Origin of the sequence: Maribacter zhoushanensis (genome assembly GCF_029350975.1) — a bacterium.
GTDB lineage: Bacteria > Bacteroidota > Bacteroidia > Flavobacteriales > Flavobacteriaceae > Maribacter > Maribacter zhoushanensis.
Map to the genome: position 1 here is coordinate 1 of NZ_JARKMR010000004.1, position 22625 is coordinate 22625.

Annotated in this window: 17 protein-coding genes and 1 pseudogene; 15 read left to right on the forward strand and 3 right to left on the reverse strand. The window is 32.5% G+C overall.

The window, feature by feature from the left end; all coding sequences use genetic code 11:
- Positions 1-278 precede the first annotated feature (278 nt).
- On the forward strand, positions 279-824 hold the full coding sequence (locus tag PXD56_RS13520; protein ID WP_276493876.1) for an outer membrane protein: 546 nt from the start codon (positions 279-281) through the stop codon (positions 822-824).
- 292 nt (positions 825-1116) lie between these two features.
- Here PXD56_RS13520 and PXD56_RS13525 read toward each other — a convergent pair whose 3' ends face one another.
- Positions 1117-2172, reverse strand: coding sequence for an IS110 family RNA-guided transposase (locus tag PXD56_RS13525; protein WP_276493877.1), 1056 nt, complete (start codon positions 2170-2172; stop codon positions 1117-1119).
- A gap of 430 nt (positions 2173-2602) precedes the next feature.
- Here PXD56_RS13525 and PXD56_RS13530 point away from each other — a divergent pair, with 430 nt between their 5' ends.
- Complete coding sequence (locus PXD56_RS13530; RefSeq protein WP_276493878.1) at positions 2603-3013, forward strand: hypothetical protein; 411 nt, start codon at positions 2603-2605, stop codon at positions 3011-3013.
- Between the two features lie 197 nt (positions 3014-3210).
- Positions 3211-3438 carry a hypothetical protein gene (locus PXD56_RS13535; protein ID WP_276493879.1) on the forward strand — a complete coding sequence of 76 codons (228 nt, stop codon included), beginning with the start codon at positions 3211-3213 and terminating at the stop codon, positions 3436-3438.
- Between the two features lie 442 nt (positions 3439-3880).
- On the opposite strand, the gene PXD56_RS13540 is transcribed toward PXD56_RS13535, so the two are convergent.
- Together PXD56_RS13540 and PXD56_RS13545 are read right to left on the reverse strand one after the other, a co-directional pair.
- A complete protein-coding gene (locus tag PXD56_RS13540) occupies positions 3881-4492 on the reverse strand; it encodes a transposase (RefSeq protein ID WP_338088468.1) in 612 nt (203 codons plus the stop codon).
- Positions 4487-4954, reverse strand: a pseudogene (locus PXD56_RS13545) (IS110 family transposase); the annotation flags it as partial. The gene PXD56_RS13540 and the pseudogene PXD56_RS13545, both read right to left, overlap by 6 nt.
- A 467-nt stretch (positions 4955-5421) precedes the next feature.
- On the opposite strand from PXD56_RS13545, the gene PXD56_RS13550 reads away from it, so the two are divergent.
- The 12 genes from PXD56_RS13550 to PXD56_RS13605 all read left to right on the forward strand — a co-directional run bounded on the left by PXD56_RS13550 (position 5422) and on the right by PXD56_RS13605 (position 22591).
- A complete protein-coding gene (locus PXD56_RS13550; protein WP_276494137.1) occupies positions 5422-5832 on the forward strand; it encodes an OsmC family protein in 411 nt (136 codons plus the stop codon).
- 296 nt (positions 5833-6128) lie between these two features.
- Entirely contained in the window at positions 6129-6929 is an 801-nt protein-coding gene (locus PXD56_RS13555; RefSeq protein WP_276493880.1) for an SGNH/GDSL hydrolase family protein, read from the forward strand.
- A 16-nt stretch (positions 6930-6945) separates the two neighbouring features.
- Positions 6946-7176, forward strand: a complete 231-nt coding sequence (locus PXD56_RS13560) for a hypothetical protein (RefSeq protein ID WP_276493881.1) — start codon at positions 6946-6948, stop codon at positions 7174-7176.
- Positions 7177-7527: 351 nt separating this feature from the next.
- Positions 7528-8274, forward strand: a complete 747-nt coding sequence (locus tag PXD56_RS13565) for a DUF6882 domain-containing protein (RefSeq protein ID WP_276493882.1) — start codon at positions 7528-7530, stop codon at positions 8272-8274.
- Positions 8275-8469: 195 nt separating this feature from the next.
- A complete protein-coding gene (locus tag PXD56_RS13570; RefSeq protein ID WP_276493883.1) occupies positions 8470-10767 on the forward strand; it encodes an aminotransferase class III-fold pyridoxal phosphate-dependent enzyme in 2298 nt (765 codons plus the stop codon).
- A gap of 6 nt (positions 10768-10773) precedes the next feature.
- Complete coding sequence (locus tag PXD56_RS13575) at positions 10774-11241, forward strand: hypothetical protein (RefSeq protein WP_276493884.1); 468 nt, start codon at positions 10774-10776, stop codon at positions 11239-11241.
- Positions 11242-11341: 100 nt separating this feature from the next.
- On the forward strand, positions 11342-11737 hold the full coding sequence (locus PXD56_RS13580) for a hypothetical protein (RefSeq protein ID WP_276493885.1): 396 nt from the start codon (positions 11342-11344) through the stop codon (positions 11735-11737).
- Between the two features lie 302 nt (positions 11738-12039).
- Positions 12040-13509, forward strand: a complete 1470-nt coding sequence (locus PXD56_RS13585) for a sulfatase (RefSeq protein WP_276493886.1) — start codon at positions 12040-12042, stop codon at positions 13507-13509.
- Between the two features lie 78 nt (positions 13510-13587).
- Complete coding sequence (locus PXD56_RS13590) at positions 13588-13788, forward strand: hypothetical protein (protein ID WP_276493887.1); 201 nt, start codon at positions 13588-13590, stop codon at positions 13786-13788.
- A 256-nt stretch (positions 13789-14044) separates the two neighbouring features.
- Entirely contained in the window at positions 14045-14779 is a 735-nt protein-coding gene (locus tag PXD56_RS13595) for a YoaK family protein (RefSeq protein WP_276493888.1), read from the forward strand.
- Positions 14780-15951: 1172 nt separating this feature from the next.
- Complete coding sequence (locus PXD56_RS13600) at positions 15952-17181, forward strand: M48 family metalloprotease (RefSeq protein WP_276493889.1); 1230 nt, start codon at positions 15952-15954, stop codon at positions 17179-17181.
- Positions 17156-22591, forward strand: coding sequence for an AAA domain-containing protein (locus PXD56_RS13605; protein ID WP_276493890.1), 5436 nt, complete (start codon positions 17156-17158; stop codon positions 22589-22591). Before PXD56_RS13600 ends, PXD56_RS13605 begins: the two co-directional genes overlap by 26 nt.
- The last annotated feature ends 34 nt before the right edge of the window (positions 22592-22625 follow it).

A 22625-nucleotide genomic window follows, 5' to 3' on the forward strand; every position in this document is an offset into this window, starting at 1 on the left:
AGTTTGTTGAGTGTTCATATCTTATTGTTTTAGAGAACTTTAAAGATACTCGACTTGCTGCTTTTTCATCGATGCTATAAACAATAAGGGCTTAGGTTTTAAATGCTAAGGTCTGTATATATTTATAATGTCGCGAAATCTTTGGGATTTCGCTTTGACATAAAAAAAAGAAAAAACAAAACCAAAAGATTTCGCTTTGTGCAAGGCGGAAAGCAAACGCTAGTTTGCTCCCTTACTGCTCATAGCCAAGACGTTGTATATAATTCAAAAAAAGAAAAATGAAACAAAAAATTTTCTGGACATTATCGTTGTTAATAATAACAATTACTTCACATTCACAGGACTCAAAAATTACCGCTGAATTAAATTACCCAATCCCGATAGATAATAATTTCCTAGGGGAAAATTTTAATGGAATTGTTGATTTGGGCATTAAATTTCGTTTTATTGATTTAAATCCTATAAAAGTTGGGGCTTCTTTTAATGGGGGAATTCTTACTCGTAAGACTGATTTTCAAGGAGCTAATGTCAGCAATTATATATTACAACCTCGAATTTTTGGCGAACTGAATCTTGAATCTATCGAAAAAATACATCCTCATCTTGGACTTGGATACACTATTATGGTTTTTGATTTTGCAGGTGGAAGTGACAATCAAAATGGATTCAATCTAAATTTTGGATTTACTTATGACTTTTCGGAAAAGTTTTTTGCCCAATTACAATATGACTTTGTGAGACTTGGGGTTGAGGATAATGTGCCAAATACAAAATTCAACACCAATGTCAACATTTTGAAAATTGGAATAGGCTATCGGTTGTAAAAACTATATACAACACAACCTCCTATGAAAAGCCTTGTTCCAGTTCCTTAAAGTTAGTCAATATTTTCTTTTTGCCTTAAACCACCTTTTTTTGTTTTGATATAACTTGCTCGCACTCCTATATGTGATAGACCTTTTGGTCTTCACCAGCATCTGTATGATTATAAGTTATAATAAACCCGTTCACTGGCTATACGATGTGATCCTGTCCTTGGACGGTCACCGGTTGTGTTTTGTGATACAGGTTTTTAATACCTCTTCTTGAGCTTTGTTATGATTTCTTGATTCTATGTTATTTCAATACCCCTATCACATAGGGTGTGTCCGTTTTGATAACGGCAAGTGTTCTACTTAAAAGCTTTCTTGCCACTTTTATGATAATACTCTTTACGTTTTTACCTAAATGCTTTCTATAATAAGCTTGCATCACAGGGTCGGTGCGTATGGCTTGCCATGAAGCTTCTATAAAATAACTCCGTATCAAACGGTGGGCTCGTCTGGTCATACCCGTTGATCGAACCGTATCGCCACTTTGATAGATGCCCGGTGCCAAACCGACATAACCTGATAAATGCTTCAAATTCCTGAACCTTCTCAAATCTCCAAGTTCGCAAAGAATGCCACAGGCTACGATACCACCGATCCCCGGTATACTCCTGAGCAGGTTATAGTCCTTCTTGTAATACAACTTACAGAAACGTCTTAATTGCGTCGATACACCCCTAAGGTCCTGATCTACAAAACGGAACTGCCGCATACGGCTATCTAGGGTAGCACGGGCAGGTGAATACTCGAATTTTAAAGTATCGAGCCAGTCTCGGAAACCATGGCTCCAATGGCTATTGTCGTACCGATCGGGAATCACCACCCCGAAATATAAAAGTTGTGATTTTATAAGGCTCTTTATTCTTCGGTAGTCCTTGACCAGGTCGTTCCTTCTACGGAAAAGACTCCGTAGTTGTTCTCGTTCCATATCGGGAACATGGATACCCTCCAGCCGGCCGTCCTTAAGCTCCCTTGCTATCAATTGGGCATCGATGCGATCGGTCTTGGTGTGTTTCTCTTTTCCTTTTCTATGAATATCGGCAGGGTTGACCACCAAACTGCGCCAACCGTAACTCTCAAAACTACGATGCGCGTGGTATCCGCAACAACCTGCCTCATAAGCGGTCGTTACTTCATGTCCCTTAAAATACTTCTCCACATAGTTCAAAAGACCTTCGGGTGATGGGGACATAGAAAATGTCTTACCTCCGGAAATATCGGTCGAACAATGAATCTTCCAACTACGTTTGTGAATATCGATACCAATGAATAACTTAGGTCTTGCAGTGTGTTCCGTTTTCATATCTTTTTGTTTTAGTATACTTTAAAGATAAAGGACATGCTGCTTTTACATATATGCTATAAACAATACGGGCTTTGGGCTTAATCGCAAGGTTTGCGTATTTTTATGAAGTCCGCAAAATCTTTTGGATTTTGCTCTGGACAGGAAAAAATAAATCAAAACAAAAAGATTTCGCTATGTGCGTGGCGGAAAGCAAACGCTAGTTTGCAACCGTACTGTTCATAGCTCAACCGTTGGCAATAATATAACAGACGAACACAAAAATGAACAAATTGATTAAAACCGAAATTCTGACAAACCCATTGTGGACAGTATTTGGAATAATTGGTGGAATAAATTATTATTCAAAAACAGAATATTGGATTTGCGGAATTATGTTTTAATCGTAAACTTTATATGCTTATAAATTAATTAAATCAATAGTGTAAAAATGAAAAAAATACATTTTGACAATATGAAAAGTTGGATTTGGATTAGTATTTTAATTCTATCTCTCGTATTTATTTTTAATGGAATTTTTGAATTATTTGAAAACCCAAAATTGAATAAAAGAATAACAGCAGTCGGATTTTTTCTTCAAGTTCTTTATTACAGTAAAATGTTTTGGTACAAAAACTACGTGCAATGGAATAAAAAAGGAGCAAATATTCGAGTAAACTCTTTTTGGGGAAAATCATTAAGTTTTGACCAAATCAAAAAAACTGAACTGAATGAAGAAAAATTAATAATAACAAAAGATAACGGAAAGATAATCGAGTTTGACTTGAGCGAAATAGTAGAATCTGACACACAAAAACTGAACGAAATAATTATAAAAAATACTATTGCCAACAACGTATAAAATTAATTGCTTGTTTCGAGCCTACTTACGAAAATCCTCGCGGATTTTCTATTCGGTCTGTACTTGAAAAGTTAGTTGCTAAATCACGCAAATAATCTTATACAAAACCGTTACCATTAATAGCTCGAAATATTTCTAATTAATGTAACATTTTTAGATTTATAAATACTAATCTGAAATACATAGAGCTTTATCATATGAAAAATAGTAATCTTCTTCAAAAAATAGGAATAGCAATAATCATACTTTCATGGTCAGTAAGATTTATTGGTAAATTTTTAGAACCAAAAACGGCTGAAATGTTCTCTGATTTACCTTTGATAAGTATATTGGGAATTGGAATCTGGACAGTCGGTTATTTTAAAAAAGAAAGCGAAAAGAAAAAAATCACAAACCCTGAAAATTCAATTCCAGATTCGGAATAAGAAACTAAAATCAAACTAATAATATCTGTAGAACTGGATTCCACTCAAACGCAACTGTTGCGCAGATGGACTTCTTAGCTTGTTTGTGCAAATGGACATACTCGAATGGGTTTCAGAACCTGCCAATCTGCGCAATCGTAAGGCAATCAAATTCTAATCGTTGGGCAATCGTTGTGTAATCTGCGTAAAGAGCCTGTGCTTACTGCTATGTTTCGCAACTAATGGTAACAATGGCTATAATTAATGTGGGGTTTAGGTTTTTACGCCAACGTCTGTATATATTTATGAGGTCGCAAAATCTTTAGGATTTTGCTTTAGACAAGAAAAAATAAAACAAAACAAAAAGATTTGGCTACGGGCTGTGGCGGTTTAGGAATTGCTTCTTTGCTCCCCACACTAATCATAGGTACTGTGTCAAAAAACAAGTTTTTTCTTTAATAATTTAGGAAACAGGTTGATTTATCAAACTGTTATCCCGCGCAGCAAAGGCTTCATGCTTTTGCTGCTTTTTTATTTCATATTCAGCATCATAATTTTCTTCGTTTTTCCACAAGGTGTACATCAATATCAATAATTTTCTCTGCACCGCTACAAGCGCCACCAACGGTTTTGCCTTGTTCGGCTTTAGTCTGTTATAGAATTGTTTCAATGTCGGATTACAACGCACACAGATCATCGAGGGCATGTGCAGTACCGCCCTGATATGGCTATTGCCTTTTTTACTGATCCTAGTCTTTCCCTTGAAGTTGCCCGATTCCCTCAATACCACGTCATAACCGGCGTAGCTGGTCAACTGCTTGGCGTTGACTATCGATTCAAAACCCAAGGTTTCCCCGATTACCGTAGCCGCGGATATGAACGATACACCAGGTATGCTTGTCAAATATTCAAGTTTTCTTTTCAACTCTTTGTTGTCGGCTATCAATGATCGCATCTCTTCTTCAACTGCAGCTATCTGCGTATTGAGAAGCTCTAACCTGACCTTGTGCCTTTTCAATGCCTTTGCATTGTTATGAACACTCGATGCAATAGCCCCTTGCCGATTGGTCTCCATCGTTCTATCGTTGAGCAATGAACTACGTTCCCTACTCAACCCTTTTAGCTCTTGTAGTTCCTCACTGGGAGGGTGCCATAGGCGAATGTTCCTTTCCAGGCCTAACATACTTAACATTCTACTGTCCAACACATCCGTTTTGGAACGTTGGTCCAAACTCTACGCATAGCGCTTTACACGACCGGATTGCATGACACAAACGCTATAGCCATGTTCGTATAGATAATGAGCGACACCTTGGTGATATACTCCGGTAGCTTCCATCACTACCAATAGCTCCACCTCACTATCAACTGATGCCCCCAACCATTTCAAGAGCTCCTTATAGCCCTTTAGGTCATTGGATACATCGGGACGGGACTTGAATTCCTTGACCAGCCTTTCATTTAGAAACCCTAGTGACAATGACAGGTTCGATTTGGAAACATCGATGCCAAGACTCTGTTTTAAACGCTTTTCCATTTCTTCGGTTTTTAAGCTATAATTCCCTTTATCATCTTTGCTCGCACTTGATTCGGTCTCTATACAAAGGACCTAGGTACTGTCCAGATTCCAAGAAAATTATAGAAGGGCGGGATTTCTAAGAAACGATATCACCCTAAAGTGTATCTAGCCGAGACCTCTCTGTCCCTCCTATTTTAGCTTTTGTTAGTATCCAAGCTACTACTTTTATAAAAGTAGTAGCTTAAGAAGAGTAGTTAATCTATGAAACGATATCAAGGAACTTGTATCTAGCTCAACCTCTTAATCTCTCTACTTATTTATATAATTAATAGTATATTCAAACTGAAAATCAAACATACGAGCCGAGCCGTTACCAGCAATTAAAATGAGACGCAAATTCGGCATAGGACTATTAATTATTTTAAACTTGACTTTCATTTATGTAATAATAAGGGGAGTGGACAGGAAACGAAGGAAACGGAACTCTGAATTACCAATCTTATAACAGAAATCATAAAATCATATCTGACGGAAAATATGATGTGATTAATGGTTCATCTGACCCTTCATTTTTGGGAGATAAAACAAAATATAATCCAGAAGACCTTTTTTTATCTTCCTTGTCGGCTTGTCATATGCTTTGGTATTTACATTTATGTTCAGTACACAAAATTATAGTGACTGAATATTTGGACAATGCCACAGGAATTATGGAGGAAACTGAAAATGGAAGCGGAAAATTTACCGAGGTTACTCTTAATCCAAAGGTGAAAATAACTGACGGAAATATGATTAAAAAAGCAAATGAATTACACGAAGAAGCGAACAAAATGTGTTTTATTGCTAATTCTTGCAACTTTAAAATAGAACATAAACCAAATACAACAACTGAATAAAAACGGCTTACAACAACGTGTATAAAACATAGCTATTATAGGCTTTTCAAGAGAATTTCGCATATTTACAAAGTATATCAAATTTTCATTTGGCTATATTTATTAAAGAAAATCAAACAAAAAAAATCCAAATTGCCCAACAGAAATCAACCATCAGCTTTCCCCTACTCTTCACATAAATACCCAATTTCTCTGTACCACATCGTCTCTTTGGAACATAATTATCTTATCTTCAATCTAAGAATGCAAACAACTCTTTAATCAACATTTGATTATTGCCATTTAACAATTTTTAGATGAACTTAAAATATATATTAGGATCTTTCTTAACTATTCCGCTTTTACCCATCATGTATTTTCAAGGTAAAAAAATTAAGAAAACTGTCCCTAAATTACCAGAAGCAAAAGGCTCTGAAGGTTCATCATTAATTTCTTCTAAAAAAGTAATTCGATTATTGACTATTGGCGAAAGCACTATAGCTGGTGTTGGCGTCAAAACCCACCAAGAAGGATTCACCGGTGCACTAGCCAATGAATTATCTACAGCACTTAACACACGTGTAGATTGGAAAGTTTATGCTAAGAGCGGCTATACCGCAAAAAATGTAAACGATAAAATTATACATCTTATAACAGAAGAAACCATAGATCTTATTGTCATTGGTCTAGGTGGTAACGATGCTTTTGAATTGAACTCGCCTAAAAAATGGAACCGAGACGTTCGTGAACTAATCAACAGTATAAGAAGTAAATTTAAAGATACCCCTATTGTATTTACAAATATGCCGCCAATTAAAGAATTCCCGGCATTTACATCCCTTATTAAGTTTACTATTGGTGGTCTGGTAAATATTCTTGGTGAAGAATTAATTGACATTGTAAGAGACTATGATAAGGTGTACTACTATGCATTAAAACCTTCAAGCAAAGACTATATTAAAAGGTTCAATTTAAATATAGCCCCTTCAGATTTTTTTATTGATGGCGTTCATCCCTCAAAACAAACGTATCATATTTGGGCAAAAGATATTTCAAACTTTATAACCCTATCAAAGGAAATTAAAAATAACTTAGTTCTTGAACTATCCACAACTTAAAATCAAAAACAGTTACATGAGTATAGTCGACCTTCTTTTTGGAAAAAAGAAAACTTTTAATCATCCCACATTAGGTATATTAAAAAGCGATAGAATTAAAGGAAATAACCAAACTAAAACCTATACTTGGCGGGGCAGTATTGTAATGGGCACCAATACCATAGAAACACTTATGTACTTAGAAGGCAACTACTCCGCCCCTTTCAGCAATCACACAGATTTTGTTAGTCAACTGTTAGAAAATTAGGAGCGTACATATCTACCTGATATTGAAGAAGAAATTATAAAAAAAAGAATTGATCAAGCTGAAGGCTTTTCTAATTGGAAAAATGACCTCTACCTAGCTGCCATTTATGCTAAGAACAAAAAAAATACTGATTTTGAAATTTCACTTGAACATGAAGATGGAGAAAACTTAGATACCATAGGAATTGACTTTACAAATGGCATTCTTACAAACGTTGACATCTATTAATAAATATGGCTTTACGCCTTTCTAAATAACATAGCAAGTAACTACTATTTATTTTTTCTGATTAGATTTTTTCAATACAAACTTGAAATAGTTAAACACCAAAACATCATCTAAAACAACAACATGGGCATATTTAAAAAATTATTTGGCGGTGAAGCTTCAAAAGGAAAAACAGAAGGTGAATCTTCTAATTTCAAAGCTTTTGATAAAACAGATTACAACACTCTTAAAGAGTTAATAGAGCAACATGCAGGACTCTCTTTTGAGAAACAAATGAATTTTAGTGATGTAATTAGATCAAGTGCCTGGGAACTTGATATGGGAAAAGGAAACATCATTTTTGGAGATTTGGACTTCCCTATTCAAATTATAGGTTCGCTTTCTTTTAATGACAGTTCTTGGATGTGGGGATGGGCTAACGCAAAAAGTGGCATGCCAGAAAATCTTCTGGTTCAATCTAACCAGCTTAAAGAAATTGGACTTAAAAAGAACATTAAAGAACTAACTGATGGGCATTTTAATGTAGCAGAAGGTTTTGAGCATAAAATAGGTATGATGGCATGTGGCTTATTTAAGTGTAAAAGTTACTACTGTGCCAATTACGGACAAGGAACTCTTGTAGTCACCATTGACGATGACAAAATACCTGAAATAGATAAAAACAGATTAGAAAAAGTATTGACCAATTTTCCTCAACTAATTGGCGCTGTAGATTTAAACCATAAGAATACATTTAAAAACTATTTAATTGACAGAGCTTTTGAACTGAATATCTCAGAAAACAAAATTGAGGGTATGAAGAACGGTAAGGTTTTAACTGCTGAATTTGATGAACTTAATAGATTAAAATCATTGAACGGAAAACTATAAATGGTTGTTCAACCTTTTAGGTTATTGGTCGTTACCTGAATATCAAAAGAACTGTATCTATGTACAAAACTATCGGATAATCAAAGTCATTTATTATAATACTTCTAAGCTGGTCTCCATAATATTTGGTTTTTTATATTTTTATGTAGTAGCTGATAACTTGAGAAAATTATCGTTGGCATATAATCTAATCATATGAAGGAAGTGAATAGTGTTTTAAAAAACCAACTAGAAGAAACCATTATTGATTGTAAAAAGTTAGATGGATATGATAATCTAAATTACCGAATTACTACTGCCGATAACTCCTACATTTTTAAAACCTATCCATACTCAGAAGCTACTTATGATATGGTTGAAGCAGAGAACAACGCGCTATTGTTTATACAAAACGATTTTGAAGATATGGTTCCCAAACCAATTCCCTTCAAAGATTACACATATTTGAAAGCTTTTTCAAATAACGAGAAACCATCCATATACAGAATACTTTCTTTTTTGGAGGGCGATTTTTTAGGGGATGTTACGCCCACAAAGAAAGTAGTTACATCTTTAGGTACTTTTCTAGCAGAATTAGACCTAAAACTAAAAGGTCTTAAAGACTACACCATACAAAGTAGAGAATGGGAATGGGACCTCCAATATTTTCATTTAAACAAAAAGTATATCAATGACATCCAAAATGCGACAGATAGAAATATTGTCCGTTATTTTTTTAGTCAGTTTGAAGAAAATGTAAAACCCTTATTCCCAGAATTAAGAAAGCAAATTATACATAATGATGCCAACGAATGGAATATTCTTGTACAGAACAACAAGATATCCGGTATTATAGATTTTGGAAATCTGGCACATACATTTCTTATCAACGAGCTCGCCATTGCTATTACATACATATGTTATGATAAAGAGAATCCGCTAGAGTGGGCTATACTTCTATTGAAGTCTTACCACCAAAAACTTCCGCTAGAAGCTAAAGAAATAAGCATTCTATACTACTTAATAGCTGCCAGATTATGTACTAGTGTTTGCAACTCTGCACATGCAAAAAAGGTGAATCCAGATAATAGTTACGCATCCATAAGCGAGCAATCGGCTTGGAAAACACTACACTGTTGGTTGACTATAAACCCCATACATGCTGAAAACGAATTTAGAAAAGCAGCTAATCTTTCTATAGATAAACCTGCATCAATTGAAAGTCTCATCAAAAGAAGGTACGAACACATAAGTTCTATTTTATCAACGAGCTACAAAGAGCCCATACATATGGTAAAGTCTGCATTTCAATATATGTATGACGCAGAGGGGAATACATTTTTAGACGCCTATAATAACATACCCCATGTTGGTCATTCTCACCCAAAAGTGGTAGAAGCTGCCCAACGGCAACTAACTAAATTAAATACAAACACACGCTATATCTATGATGAGTTAGCAGATTATGCAGAGAAATTATTAAAACATTTTCCACCAAATCTGAATAAAGTTTTTTTCGTGAATTCAGGTAGCGCAGCAAGTGATTTAGCCGTACGCATGGCAAATAATCACACCAAAAGTGATACCATGATGGTCATGGAATCTGGCTACCATGGCAATACCCAAATTGCCATAGATATTAGCGATTATAAGTTCAATAATGCAAAAGGTAAAGGTCAAAAAAACCACATTATTAAAGCGATTCTCCCAGACACGTACAGAGGTAAATACAGTGCTAACAACCCTAATGCCGGAACATTATATGGCAAAGATGCCGTTGCTCAAATAAAACAAAGTAAACAACCTATATCTGCCTTTATAAGTGAACCAATATTGGGTTGCGCAGGTCAAGTACCATTAGCTGATGGCTATTTAAAAGAAGTATACCCAGCTATTAGAGCACAAGGTGGCCTTTGTATAAGTGATGAAGTACAAACAGGTTTTGGAAGGTTAGGAAAGCATTTTTGGGGATATGAAGCCCATGGTGTAATACCAGACATGGTTATTTTAGGAAAACCTATAGCCAATGGTCACCCAATGGGAGCGGTTGTTTGTACAAAAGAAATTGCAGAGTCTTTTGAAAAAGGCGTTGAGTTTTTCAGTTCTTTTGGCGGCAACCCAGTTTCTTGCACTATTGCAAGTACAGTTCTAGATGTTATTGAAGAAGAAAATCTACAAGAGAACGCAAAAATTGTTGGGAATCATTACATGGCTCTTTTAAAAGATTTAATGCTAAAATATAGCTGCATTGGCGATGTTAGAGGTTCAGGTTTATTTATAGGTTTTGACATCGTTAAGGATCAAACCAAAACACCAAATACTGCACTAGCCAGCCATATAAAAAATGAATTAAGAAACAGACATATTATAGTAAGCACAGACGGACCGTTCGATAATGTGATTAAAACGAAGCCACCGCTCTGCTTTAATAAAGAAAATGCTGAAAAAGTAGTTGCGACCGTCAGTGATATTCTTGAAGAATATTATAATGTTGGAGCAATTTTTGATGTTTAAATAAGTATGGGGAAAACTGTCTTTTTAATTCTTATTGGTTTGGCATTTACATTACCTGTGAAGGCGCAGAAAAAATTATACACTAATTCTGATTTTTATGGCACATGGTATTTACACAACTATGAATTAGAAGATGATATATACATTTTTAAAAAAGAGAAATCATCAAATAATAAAGAAGAAAAATTAAATATAATAGTCACACTTCTTGAGTTAGGCAAATGCAGAGTTAACTACGATCTAACTTCAGGTTTTTGCGGCAATGAAACATTTAAAGATTATAGCTGGTCGTTTGACAAAGATTTAGGCATCATAAATATTTATCATTCCAAAGAGTGGTTAAAGGAATTTAAAGAACAAAGTCCTGAAGATTTTAAAGATTTTGGCTTACCCGAAAAGTATAATTCCATGGAGCTTAAAATAGTTACACTTCAAAGTGGAGAAATAGGATTAGAAATTCTAGATTGGGAATGATTTAATCTTAGCTTCTTTAAAATAATACTTGTAAAAAACTAAAATTTAATTTTCTCTTTTCTATAATTTATTTGGTACGTTTCTTGAAACATGAATTTTCATGAAGCAAATAATATTATTTTCAATAATTCTTTTTAGCCTATCTATTTCTGCCCAAAATCAGGAAATCAAAAAAATTAACATCATTGGTTGTTGGACAAAATCTATGGTTCCACATGAAAATGAAAACTTAAATGTTTATAGTAGTTGCGATACTAGTTCAGGCACTTTAAAAATCAATTTTAGAAAAAGCGGAGTTTATCGACTTTATTCAGCAAATTTAAATAGTCCGCAACGTTGCGGAAACTATATCGTAAAGAAAACAAACAAATTTGGCAAATATGAATACGATAGGGAAAAGCAAACTATAGATATATACACGTACGGTGGAAAGTATGAATATACATGGCAATTACACGAATTGGATAATGGTAAAATAGCATTTGAAATAAAATAAAATTAACTCAACTCCATTTTTGTATACTGCGTATTGAAGTACCTTTTTTGTATAATAATTTAAAATTTTAGGAATAATTGGGTGTCTGTATTATAATCAACCAAAGTCTACACCAGAATAAACACAGATTCTAGGTCAAAGAAAAAGGTCTATGTATATTTAAAGAGCCATTAAATGTTATGGCTCATTTAAAGCATGACCATTTGAAAAATAATTACAACTATCTCCAACTGCTTCTGTTCACCTTTCTTAGCATATACTCCTGTTACGCTCAAAAGAAAGCAAATAGCAAACCAAACATATTGTTCATCTCCGTTGATGACCTAAGACCTACTTTAGGTGTCTATGGAGATACGGTAGCCATTACGCCTAATATGGATCAATTAGCTGGTGAGGGTATGACCTTTAGGCAAACATTTTCACAAGTAGCGGTTTGTGCACCATCTAGAGCCAGTTTAATGACCGGGTTAAGACCAGACTCTACGCGTGTATGGCATTTAGGAGATAAGTTTAGAGAAATATACCCTTCTACGGTAACAATGCCACAGCATTTTGCAAAAAATGGTTATCATACAGTTAATCTCGGTAAAATTTTTCATAATTATATGCCCGATTCTATATCATGGAACGAGCCTGACCTGAGACCTTCGCAATATCTTCAAAAAGACTGGTTAAAAAGAGATGGAGAAACATTCTATATTGATGCCGAAGTAAATAAATCACAAGCGGTAAAACGAGATTCTTTATTAAAATTAAAACCGGTTCGATACGCCGATGGTTGGAATACGGGACCGGCTTGGGAAGCAGCCGATGTTCATGATACACTATACTATGATGGTGCACAAACTGAATTAGCAAAAAGAACGCTTACCCGTTTAGCAAATTCAGAGACTCCATTTTATATGGGCTTAGGTTTTTTTAGACCACACCTGCCGTTTACCGCTCCAAAAAAATACTGGGATTTATATGATGCTAAAGACATTCCATTAGCGGCAAACCCCAAAGTGCCCAAAAACGCTCCTGACCATACCATGAACTCCATGTATGAGTTAAGACATTATGATGGTTTTAATGATATCGGGCACCCTCAGTCAGATTTTAAAATGAATGAAGAAAGGTCTCGTAAATTAATACACGGGTATTATGCCAGTGTAAGCTATGTAGATGCTTTAGTTGGCAATTTAGTTGCACATTTAAAAGAAATAGGACTTTACGACAACACTGTTATTATACTTTGGGGTGATCATGGCTGGAAATTAGGAGACCATAATAGTTGGGGTAAAATGACGAATTATAATATTGATTTACAAGTACCTATGATTATTAGATATCCAAACCAAGAAAATAGAGGAGCTCAAACTTTTGAAATAACCGAGTTGGTAGATATGTTTCCTTCTTTATGTGAAATTGCTGGTATTGAAGTTCCCAGCTATATGCAAGGAACAAGCTTTTTGCCTTTAATAAAAGACCCGAAACGTTCATGGAAAAGTGCAGCCTTTAGTCAGTTTCATAGAAGACCTAAAGTTTCTGCAGATGGAAATCGTTACATGGGCTATTCCATCAACACAAAAGAATATCATTATATTGAATGGTACACTTGGGATGCAAAAACGGGCACCAGAGGAGAATTGACCAGTAAAGAGTTATTTGACAGAATAAATGACCCTTATGAAACTGTCAATATCGCAGGTAACAGAGAACTAAGCGAGGTAACCATTATCTTATCAAAACAACTTGAAAAAGGTTGGAAACATGCAATACCCCACCTCTAAGAAATAAATTGATCAAGAAAATAACATTACAGTGATTATCAAAATTTATAATATAAAATCATAAGGGATGTTCATGTGATGCCGATAGTATTAGGGATTGGTTATGCTATGGACGGGTTTGGCTCATACGCGCAATTGAATATTGATAATAACAAATCAAAAGACCTAGATGATTGCCGTGGTCATTTTGATAAAAAAAGAGGCTACCATTATCACGTGGATGCTGCAGGAAACAACAATTTCATTAATTATTTTAGTGTTTCATTAGCTAAAAACTAGGTACGTTTATTTGAAATCTAATATATCTTCATCGTTATTTAGAAAGAATATTTTAATATAGTAATTTCTTTTTGCATGTTAGAACCTCTCAATTACAGGGACTATAGTCCTTAATTAGTCAATGATTTAAATATCTTTGTAATCACCGAAATCTTACTAATAAACAGTAACACTTCATCTAAAACTAGCTATTTGTATAAAGGAAAAAAGTAGTTTCTATTTGTGTTTTTTCTAGTATCGATTTAATCATAACGCAATGTTTAGACACCAAGGTAAAAGCAGGAAATTAAAGCACAATCTGCAGATTGCCACTATTTTATCTTTTGTTGCAGGTATTGTAAACGTAACTGGTTTTTTAGCATACAATCAACTTACCACAAATGTAACAGGGCATTTTGCCTTATTCATGAACGATGTTGCAAATTTAGATTTCTGGAAAGGCACGGTTTATTTCCTTTATATATTTTCTTTCCTTTTTGGATCATTCTTCTCTAGTTTTCTAATTGAAAAATTTAAAAAGAACAAACAACTAAACGTTTTTATGGTACCAACTATAGTAGAATGTTTAATACTAATAGCCATACCGGTTTATAGTAACGCCTTTCCAATTACCCATCCAAATTTAATTGTAAGTGCGCTTCTATTTGCAATGGGACTACAAAACTCTTTCGTAACCAAAATTTCAAATGCTGTTGTAAGAACAACACACCTTACAGGTTTATTTACCGACCTAGGAATTGAGCTTTCACAATTATTTTTTCCGGAACAGCATCCTAATAAAGAGAAATTAAAATCCACTATTAGGCTCCGCCTTTTTATTATTTGCTTCTTTTTTCTTGGAGGAATATTTGGTGGTTTCCTCTACTTGCAGCTTAACCTAAAACTAAATACCCTAATTGCTGCTGCATTTATTTTATTAGCAAGCTTATTCTATGACGATTTTAGATATCAATTTATACGTACTAGAAGAAAATATACGCAGCGTAGTTGAATTATAATAACCAATAAAATCTAAAATACATCAAAGACTATGAAAAATATATTGTCCACATTCCTTCTCGCAAAACAATTAGTTTCTTGTAACTTATAAGATAAAACTGCAACTACAAAAGTTTTCAAAACAGAAAAAACTACAGGCACTTATGTTAAACTTGAATAGCAATTGAAATATAAAAAATCAGTAGAATTAAACCCATACAATAAAAAAAAAAATTTTTTTGGGAACTAAAACAAGAATAGAATCAACTATTTATAGCATCTCAAGTCTTAATAAAAAAGATTAGTTGAATTTAAGAATTTGAATAAACTCTTATTAGCTAATAATTGATATTAAAATTAGTTTCAACCAAACATTTTTTAACCTTATTAACAAACTTGTTAATACTACATTTTAATGTCAGATAATTCATCGGATATAAATTCTTATTTTGGTAGAAAAATTTAAAACCTTAGCATTTAAAATGGGGTTACTATAATTTTTATATCTATAAATACCAACCACCGCTAATTAATAAGCATATTTTAAAAAACCGAACCAAATGCAAAATGAAGAGTCTAAAAACAATAAAGGACAAACGATAATTATAAATCAGCAAAAAGAAACAAACAGCATAGGCACAGCTGGCTTTGTAATTTCTATAGTTTGATTGATAATTGGTTGTGTTCCTATACTAGGTTGGTGCATTTGGTTTTTAGGTCTAATACTATCGTTTATTGGTATTTTTAGCAAACCCAGAACTTTGGCTATTATAGGTCTGATTATCTCTTTAATTGGTATTATTTTACTATTATTTGTATTTGCCAATTTAGCGTTATTTGGGGCAGCGGCACAAGATATGAATGGAGCTTAGTAAAAAAATCTATCTTTTTTACTTATAATTTATTAATTATCACAAAATAAATTACAATAAGAAATTCAGTTTTTTTTTAATAACAAAATAAAATAGCCTTAAATAATTTTTAGATTTTGGAAGGTTTATGAGGTTTTATTGTTCAATATTCTAAAACTGTGATTAATGTAAATATCCTTTATATTTTTCAACAAAATCAGAACATTTTACAACATTCTCTAAATATCTCTGTTTCTTTTATATATCATTTTCAAAAGCCATTAAACACTAGTATGGCCAATAAATGTAAATTTTAAAATTAATTTAAAATAAAATGACATCTACCTCTAAAATTGAGATTTATGATTTTCACACAAAACTTAAAGATCATTTTAAATCGAGAAAGAAAACTTGGGATTGGTTTGCAAACCAAAAGATAAAAACGGACCAAAAGAAAGAAGTAAAAACATCTATACTTAAAAACACATTTAGACTTGAAAGAACTGATTATGAAAACTTATATACCATAAGTGATGAAGTCTGTTCCGCTTTACAAATTGATGCACAAGTAACATTTTATCAAGAACAAAACAGCGTACAACTAAATACTAGCATTTGTATCATTGAAAATGAAGCTCATATCGTCTTTAGTGGAAACGTTTTGAATATTTTAAATTCTGACGAGCAAAAAGCACTTTTAGGCCATGAGCTTGGTCATTACCTATTTTCTAAAATGGATAATGAAGCTTATGAGGTTACAGAAAGAATTATAGATGCACTTTCTGCAGATGTAAATAGCGATGACGCGTATATTGAAACATTTAGAAAGTTTAAGTTATACTTAGAACTGTTTTGTGATAGTTGCGCCTTTAATGTATGCGCAGAAAAAGAAAGTATGATATCTACACTTGTTAAGTTAGAGACAGGCTTAAGTGAAGTAAATGCAAGTAGCTACCTTAAACAAGCCATGGAAATAATATCTGAAGATGAAGACTTAATAACAGAAAGGTCAACACACCCAGAATCTTACATAAGGTCAATAGCGCTACATCAAAAAGCTGAAAATTTAGAAGAAAAAGAAATTGTAGCTATTAAACAATTAGTAGAAGGCAGTCTAGATTTAAATAAATTAGATTTATTTCAGCAACACAAATTAAAAGATATTTCATTGTCATTAATACAATTAATTCTGAAACCTAAATGGATGCAAACAGAATTAACCCAAAATTTAGCACATGAATATTTTGCCAATTATAGTAAAGAAAAGTCTGGTTTTAGTCTTACTGAGATAAAAGATTTTATAAGTGAAATGCATGTAAACTGCAAAAATTACTTAAGCTATATTTTACTAGATTTTACTAGAGCAGATAATGAGCTAGAACTGCTACCATTAGGGCATACGATGGAAATTTCAGAATTACTAGACATAAATAAAGATTATGTCAAAGTTGTAAAAAAAGAATTAAAACTTAATCAAAAAGAGCTTAAAAAAATTCAATCACAAATCTTAGAGGATTATCAAAACATTAGAGAAGGTGATGGAGAAAGCTTATACAAAGAATAGGGAAATGAAAGAATCATCTTTTAGTGAATTACTAACTAAAATACAAGACCACGGAGATTTAAAATCACAAGATTTTGAATCTTTCACTATTCCTTTAACTCAATATATTGCCAATATTCATGCGCAAAATAAGGTCTTAAAACTAAACGATTCTAAAAAAGTAATCTATAATTCAGAAGCTCTACAGACTAAAGAGAGCCAAAGAGAAATATGTATCTCTAAAAAAAATCTTTTTAAAAAAAGTACGGAGAAAACTTCTATTGCAGTTAGTAATGAATACAAACAAACCATAGAAGTAAATGACGGGTATTCTGATTATGAAAATACAAATATTTTAAAAGAGTTTACTACAGGCATAAACAAGCCGGTTTATTTTCTAGGATACCGTAGTTGGGAAGAATCATTTGGACACTATGATCCTGTAACAGAAGTTTATTGTGTAGGTTTAATTTTTGCTTCACTTGCATTTGGTTTAAACTTCAATGAAAAAGATGATTTAGAACAATTTGTGAATAACAAACATCGTCTTTATTATTTAAATAAAACATTACACCCGTCATTATTAGAATTAATTTCTAATATGACTGAATTATACAGAGAAGATAGAATTCAAGATTTTCATGAAGTACTATTACGTATTAAAAACTACAGAGATGTAAATCCAGAAAATATAGTTGACCTTACTAAAACAGAAGGTTTTAAAACCCTAGACACCTCTAAGCGTAGTCATTGGATATTAAATAAACTTAAGAATAGACTTTATGATATGAGTAGAAGAAACAATCTACTTTATTATAAAGATAAAGACAGATTTGTTAACCTAACCATCTCCTCTATTCCTCATTTGTTGGACCATAAAAACATTAAAGAAAAAGATTTACTTCTATGGAATAATGAAATCGAAAAAAAGGTAAAAAGCAAAAAACAAATAGACCTAAATCAATATTTACAGTTCGAAACAAACAAGTATTTACCTGCATCAATCAATAAGATTAGACTAGAGGCTAGAAAAAATAATAACGAATTTGGTTTTAATCCTCAAAGAACTGTTTTGGCATATATTAACTGGTATAATTTTAAAGAAAATCCGGAAGAAAAAATCAGGTCACCTTTTTTATTATTAAAAACAAATCTTTTAAAAAAGAAAGGTGTAAAAGATAAATTCACGCTTGAATTTCAAAATCTCGTAGCAGAAGTAAATCCTGTTCTTTCTCAATACTTCAATGATAATTTTGGAATTATATTACCCGACTTTGTTGATTTAGAAGAGTCTTCTATTGAAGATTTGACAGAAAATTTAAAAACCCAAATTGAAAAAGGCGGAACAGGTGTTCGTATATATTTAAACAAGAAGCCTAGAATAAAATTAATGCAGATTAAGGCTCGTAAAAAGTTAAATCTAAAAAAGCAAAAATCCAATAGACGGTCTGCAGGTTTTAACTTAAAAAATTTAGATTACTCTTACGAATCTGGTCAATTTAAACCTTTAGGTCTAGAAATTTTTAAATCGAGAATAAAACATAAAAATCAAGCATTAGAATATCTTATTAATGAAGATTTAATGCCATCTACTCAAAAAATAGTAGCGGATACAGAACGTTCATTTTATTTTCATGATGAGGAAGGCGAGTCTAATCCTTTAAATTGGGAAATTGACACTACCAACATGACCATCGGCAATTTTAATTATAGAAAAATGTCTTTGGTAAGAGATTACAATCACATTATTGAAGCTGAAGTACAAGACGATGTATTCAATAAATTGTTTAGCGAAATACCACAGCGTACTAAACAAAAAAATGAACTAAGAAATATCGCTAATGATTTTCCTATAATATCATCAGACCCAACGCAAAACACAGCAGTAAGCCATGCTAGGTCTGGTGAAAGTTATGTTATTCAAGGACCACCAGGTACAGGAAAATCTCAAACAATTACAAACCTAATTGCAGATTACATTTCTAAAGGAAAAAAGGTACTTTTTGTTTGTGAAAAACGTGCTGCTTTAGATGTTGTTTACCATAGATTAAAAAGTAGGGAATTAGATGATTTATGCATACTAGTTCACGACACAAAATCTGATAAAAAAGAATTCATACAAAACCTCAAAGGAACTTACGAAGGCTTCTCCGAAGAACATGATAATAAAGAAAGGTTAATTAAAGAACGAACAGAGGTAGTTCAAAAAATTCAAGAAGAACTAAACTTAATTCAAAAGTATCATCAAGAAATGTCAACTGGTGACAACCCTGCTTATGAATTAGTAAAAACTATTTTGCAACACAAAGAAGGTAAAGAAAGTTTATCTGAAAGAGAGTACAGAGATTTGCCTTCCTTTAAATATTTAGAAGAAAATTTAAATTGGTTAGAAGATTGGATACAACTTATACAAGAAAAGGGTTTAGGCAATTATATAAGCGAAAGCCAAATAAGCCATCTAAATAAATCTTTATATTCCACTGATAAGACTACTATTAATGACCAAATTCAAGAATTAGAATATAAACTAGATGCTCTTTTAGAAGATGCTGAAATGGCTAGCAATATAGCACTTGAAGATTTTACCATTTCTGAGGTTGAAGATAGAATAGACATTGCAAAAAAATTACGTCCTATATACGAAAAAGGAAAACTAGACATATTCGATGCTAGCAGCAATAATGGTAAAGACCTGATTTTAAAAATTAAAGAACACAAAAAACTACTTCTTAATCTAGACCAGCAAGAGCAAGAAAACAACAACTGGAATTCTAATTTAAGTTTAGAAGATTCTAAAATATTAGTAGAAAATTGGAAAGCAAAAAACAGTGGCTTCCTTAAGTTTTTGAACCTCGGTTTTTATAAAATAAAAAATGAAATAAAGCAACTTTATAATTTTGATGCTCACCAAGTAAAACCTTCTTTAGACAGTATTATAAAAAAATTAGAACAATTAAATCAATGTAAAAGTGACATCAAATCTTTTGAGCATGAACTAGTAGCTACTTATGGAATTAAAGACATTAAGGAACAAACAGAATGGTTACTACATTCTCAAAATAAAAGTAACGAGTTAATTACAGAATTCTGTGCAAATCAAAATTTTGAAGAAATTACTTTTTACAGTTATATTGAAGAAACATTTATTCAATTAAAAAATAATTTATCCAATCTATTTAACGGGGAGCCTTCTATTAAAATTGAATCTATTTCCATAAAGTATGAAACTCTTAAATTAGAATTAAACCATTTTTCTTCGTTCAAAAATTTTCTTGAAAAATTAAAAACACTACCAGAAAACTTTCAGGAGATAATTCTGAATAAAAAATGGACAAGTGCAGAATTCTCTTATCATTTTGCTTACGGAAATTTTCTAAATCTCATGGAAAAATATCCACAAACGAACGATTTAGAAGCTGGTAATATTGAAGGAGCAATTTCGAATATAAAAGAATTACTAGAATCATATTTTGAATCTAATGTAAAGGTTATCAAAAGCGAAATAGTTTCTAAATTTTTAAATCAAATTAGAATTACCGAGTCTACTGCGGCTCAGCTAACAGAAGATGAAAAATATGAGAAGAAAAATTTAAAATCTGCCCGAAGAATTTTAGAAAATGAATTCGGTAAAAGCATGCGTTATAAATCTGTTCGCGAATTATTTAATAATGAAGCGCATAAAATAATGACTACTCTTAAACCGGTTTGGCTAATGTCTCCCTTAAGTGTATCGGACATTGTGCCGATAGACCAAGATACTTTTGACGTTGTTATTTTTGATGAAGCTAGTCAAATAACATTAGAAGAAGGTGTGCCTGCACTTTTTAGATCAAAACAGATTATTGTTGTTGGTGATGAAATGCAAATGCCGCCCACAAATTTCTTTGGTTCAAATACCAATTTAGAAGAAGACGATGCAGAAGAAGAAATAGGTTTTTCCTTAGATGCCGATAGCATTTTAAATCAAAGTTCACGAAAACTTTCTAACGTAATGCTTGGCTGGCATTATAGAAGCAAAAGAGAAAGTCTAATTAGCTTTAGTAACGCAGCATTCTACAACCGTTCTCTATTAACTATACCAGACGCTCATAAATCTAGTAATAAGATAGAAGAAACTGTTGGTATTTCAAGCCCTGAAGATACTATTAATATAGACGACCACTTACAGAAAAGTATAAGCTATCACTATTTGGAAAATGGTTTATATGAAAAAAGATCTAACAAAGATGAAGCAAGATATATTGCAAGATTGGTACGTGAATTACTGGTTAATGATAAAAAACTAAGTATAGGTATTGTTGCGTTTTCTATGGAGCAACAAGGTGAAATTGAGAATGCATTAGAAATTTTAGGAACACAGGATCTAGCTTTTGATGCTTTACTAGAAGAAGAATACCAAAAAGAAGAAGATGACCAGTTTAATGGTTTATTCGTTAAAAACCTAGAAAACGTTCAAGGTGACGAAAGAGATGTAATTATTATGAGTATTTGCTACGCCCATAATGCGAAGGGTAAAATGTATATGAATTTTGGACCTATAAATAGACGAGGCGGTGAAAAAAGACTAAATGTAATTTTCTCTAGGTCAAAAATGCATATGATGGTGGTTTCATCAATTTTACCTCATGAAATTACTAATGATTACAATGAAGGTGCAAACTACTTTAAAAAATTCTTAAGCTATTCTAAATTGATTTCTGAAGGTTCTCTTAGAAGTGCAAACACAATATTAGATGGTCTTAATAAAATAGACGAAGCAGTTAGCAATACACAGAGCCATGTATTAGTTAAGCAGATTGAAAGTGCTTTACTAGCAAAAGGATATGAAGTTAGAAAGGCAGTAGGACAATCTAATTTTAAATGTGATTTAGCAGTTAGTTTAAAGCATAAGCCAGATAGAAACTTAGCAATTCTAATTGACCATGAACAGCATTATAATAATGACGATATTTTAGAACAATATGTTTTAAGACCATCAATTTTATCGAATTTCGGATGGAAGGTAACTCTAGTGTACGCAAAAGATTGGTTATTAAATCCCGATTACGTTCTTTCTGAAATAGAACGTGCTTTAAAATCTGATAAACCTATTGAGCCAAAACGAAGAGTAGTTAAAAAACCTGAATTAATTGATTTAAAAAAAGCTAAATCTAATAATGAAATAGCTGAAGAACCTATAACAATAGAAGTAGAAGAAAAAGAAATTATTTCAACAGCTACCAAAGAATTCATAAGACTAGAATTTATAGAGGGAACAAGCTCAAAATTTTGGCAGATAAAACAAATAGAAAATAATATTGAGATAGAATTTGGTAGAATTGGAAACAAGCCTCAAAACCGAGTTAAAGAGTTTGAGAATAAAGACCTTGCTAAAAGTGAAATGGATAAAATGATTGCTAAAAAATTAGCTAAAGGGTATAAAAAAGTTTGATCAAAATCTATAAACTGAGTTTATTAAGCATTTT

Coding starts and splice junctions, on each gene's coding strand:
- PXD56_RS13520 (WP_276493876.1), top strand. CDS start 279: ATGAAACAAAAAATTTTCTGGACATTATCGTTGTTAATAATAACAATT.
- PXD56_RS13525 (WP_276493877.1), bottom strand. CDS start 2,172: ATGAAAACGGAACACACTGCAAGACCTAAGTTATTCATTGGTATCGAT.
- PXD56_RS13530 (WP_276493878.1), top strand. CDS start 2,603: ATGAAAAAAATACATTTTGACAATATGAAAAGTTGGATTTGGATTAGT.
- PXD56_RS13535 (WP_276493879.1), top strand. CDS start 3,211: ATGAAAAATAGTAATCTTCTTCAAAAAATAGGAATAGCAATAATCATA.
- PXD56_RS13540 (WP_338088468.1), bottom strand. CDS start 4,492: ATGGAGACCAATCGGCAAGGGGCTATTGCATCGAGTGTTCATAACAAT.
- PXD56_RS13555 (WP_276493880.1), top strand. CDS start 6,129: ATGAACTTAAAATATATATTAGGATCTTTCTTAACTATTCCGCTTTTA.
- PXD56_RS13560 (WP_276493881.1), top strand. CDS start 6,946: ATGAGTATAGTCGACCTTCTTTTTGGAAAAAAGAAAACTTTTAATCAT.
- PXD56_RS13565 (WP_276493882.1), top strand. CDS start 7,528: ATGGGCATATTTAAAAAATTATTTGGCGGTGAAGCTTCAAAAGGAAAA.
- PXD56_RS13570 (WP_276493883.1), top strand. CDS start 8,470: ATGAAGGAAGTGAATAGTGTTTTAAAAAACCAACTAGAAGAAACCATT.
- PXD56_RS13575 (WP_276493884.1), top strand. CDS start 10,774: ATGGGGAAAACTGTCTTTTTAATTCTTATTGGTTTGGCATTTACATTA.
- PXD56_RS13580 (WP_276493885.1), top strand. CDS start 11,342: ATGAAGCAAATAATATTATTTTCAATAATTCTTTTTAGCCTATCTATT.
- PXD56_RS13590 (WP_276493887.1), top strand. CDS start 13,588: ATGCCGATAGTATTAGGGATTGGTTATGCTATGGACGGGTTTGGCTCA.
- PXD56_RS13595 (WP_276493888.1), top strand. CDS start 14,045: ATGTTTAGACACCAAGGTAAAAGCAGGAAATTAAAGCACAATCTGCAG.
- PXD56_RS13600 (WP_276493889.1), top strand. CDS start 15,952: ATGACATCTACCTCTAAAATTGAGATTTATGATTTTCACACAAAACTT.
- PXD56_RS13605 (WP_276493890.1), top strand. CDS start 17,156: ATGGAGAAAGCTTATACAAAGAATAGGGAAATGAAAGAATCATCTTTT.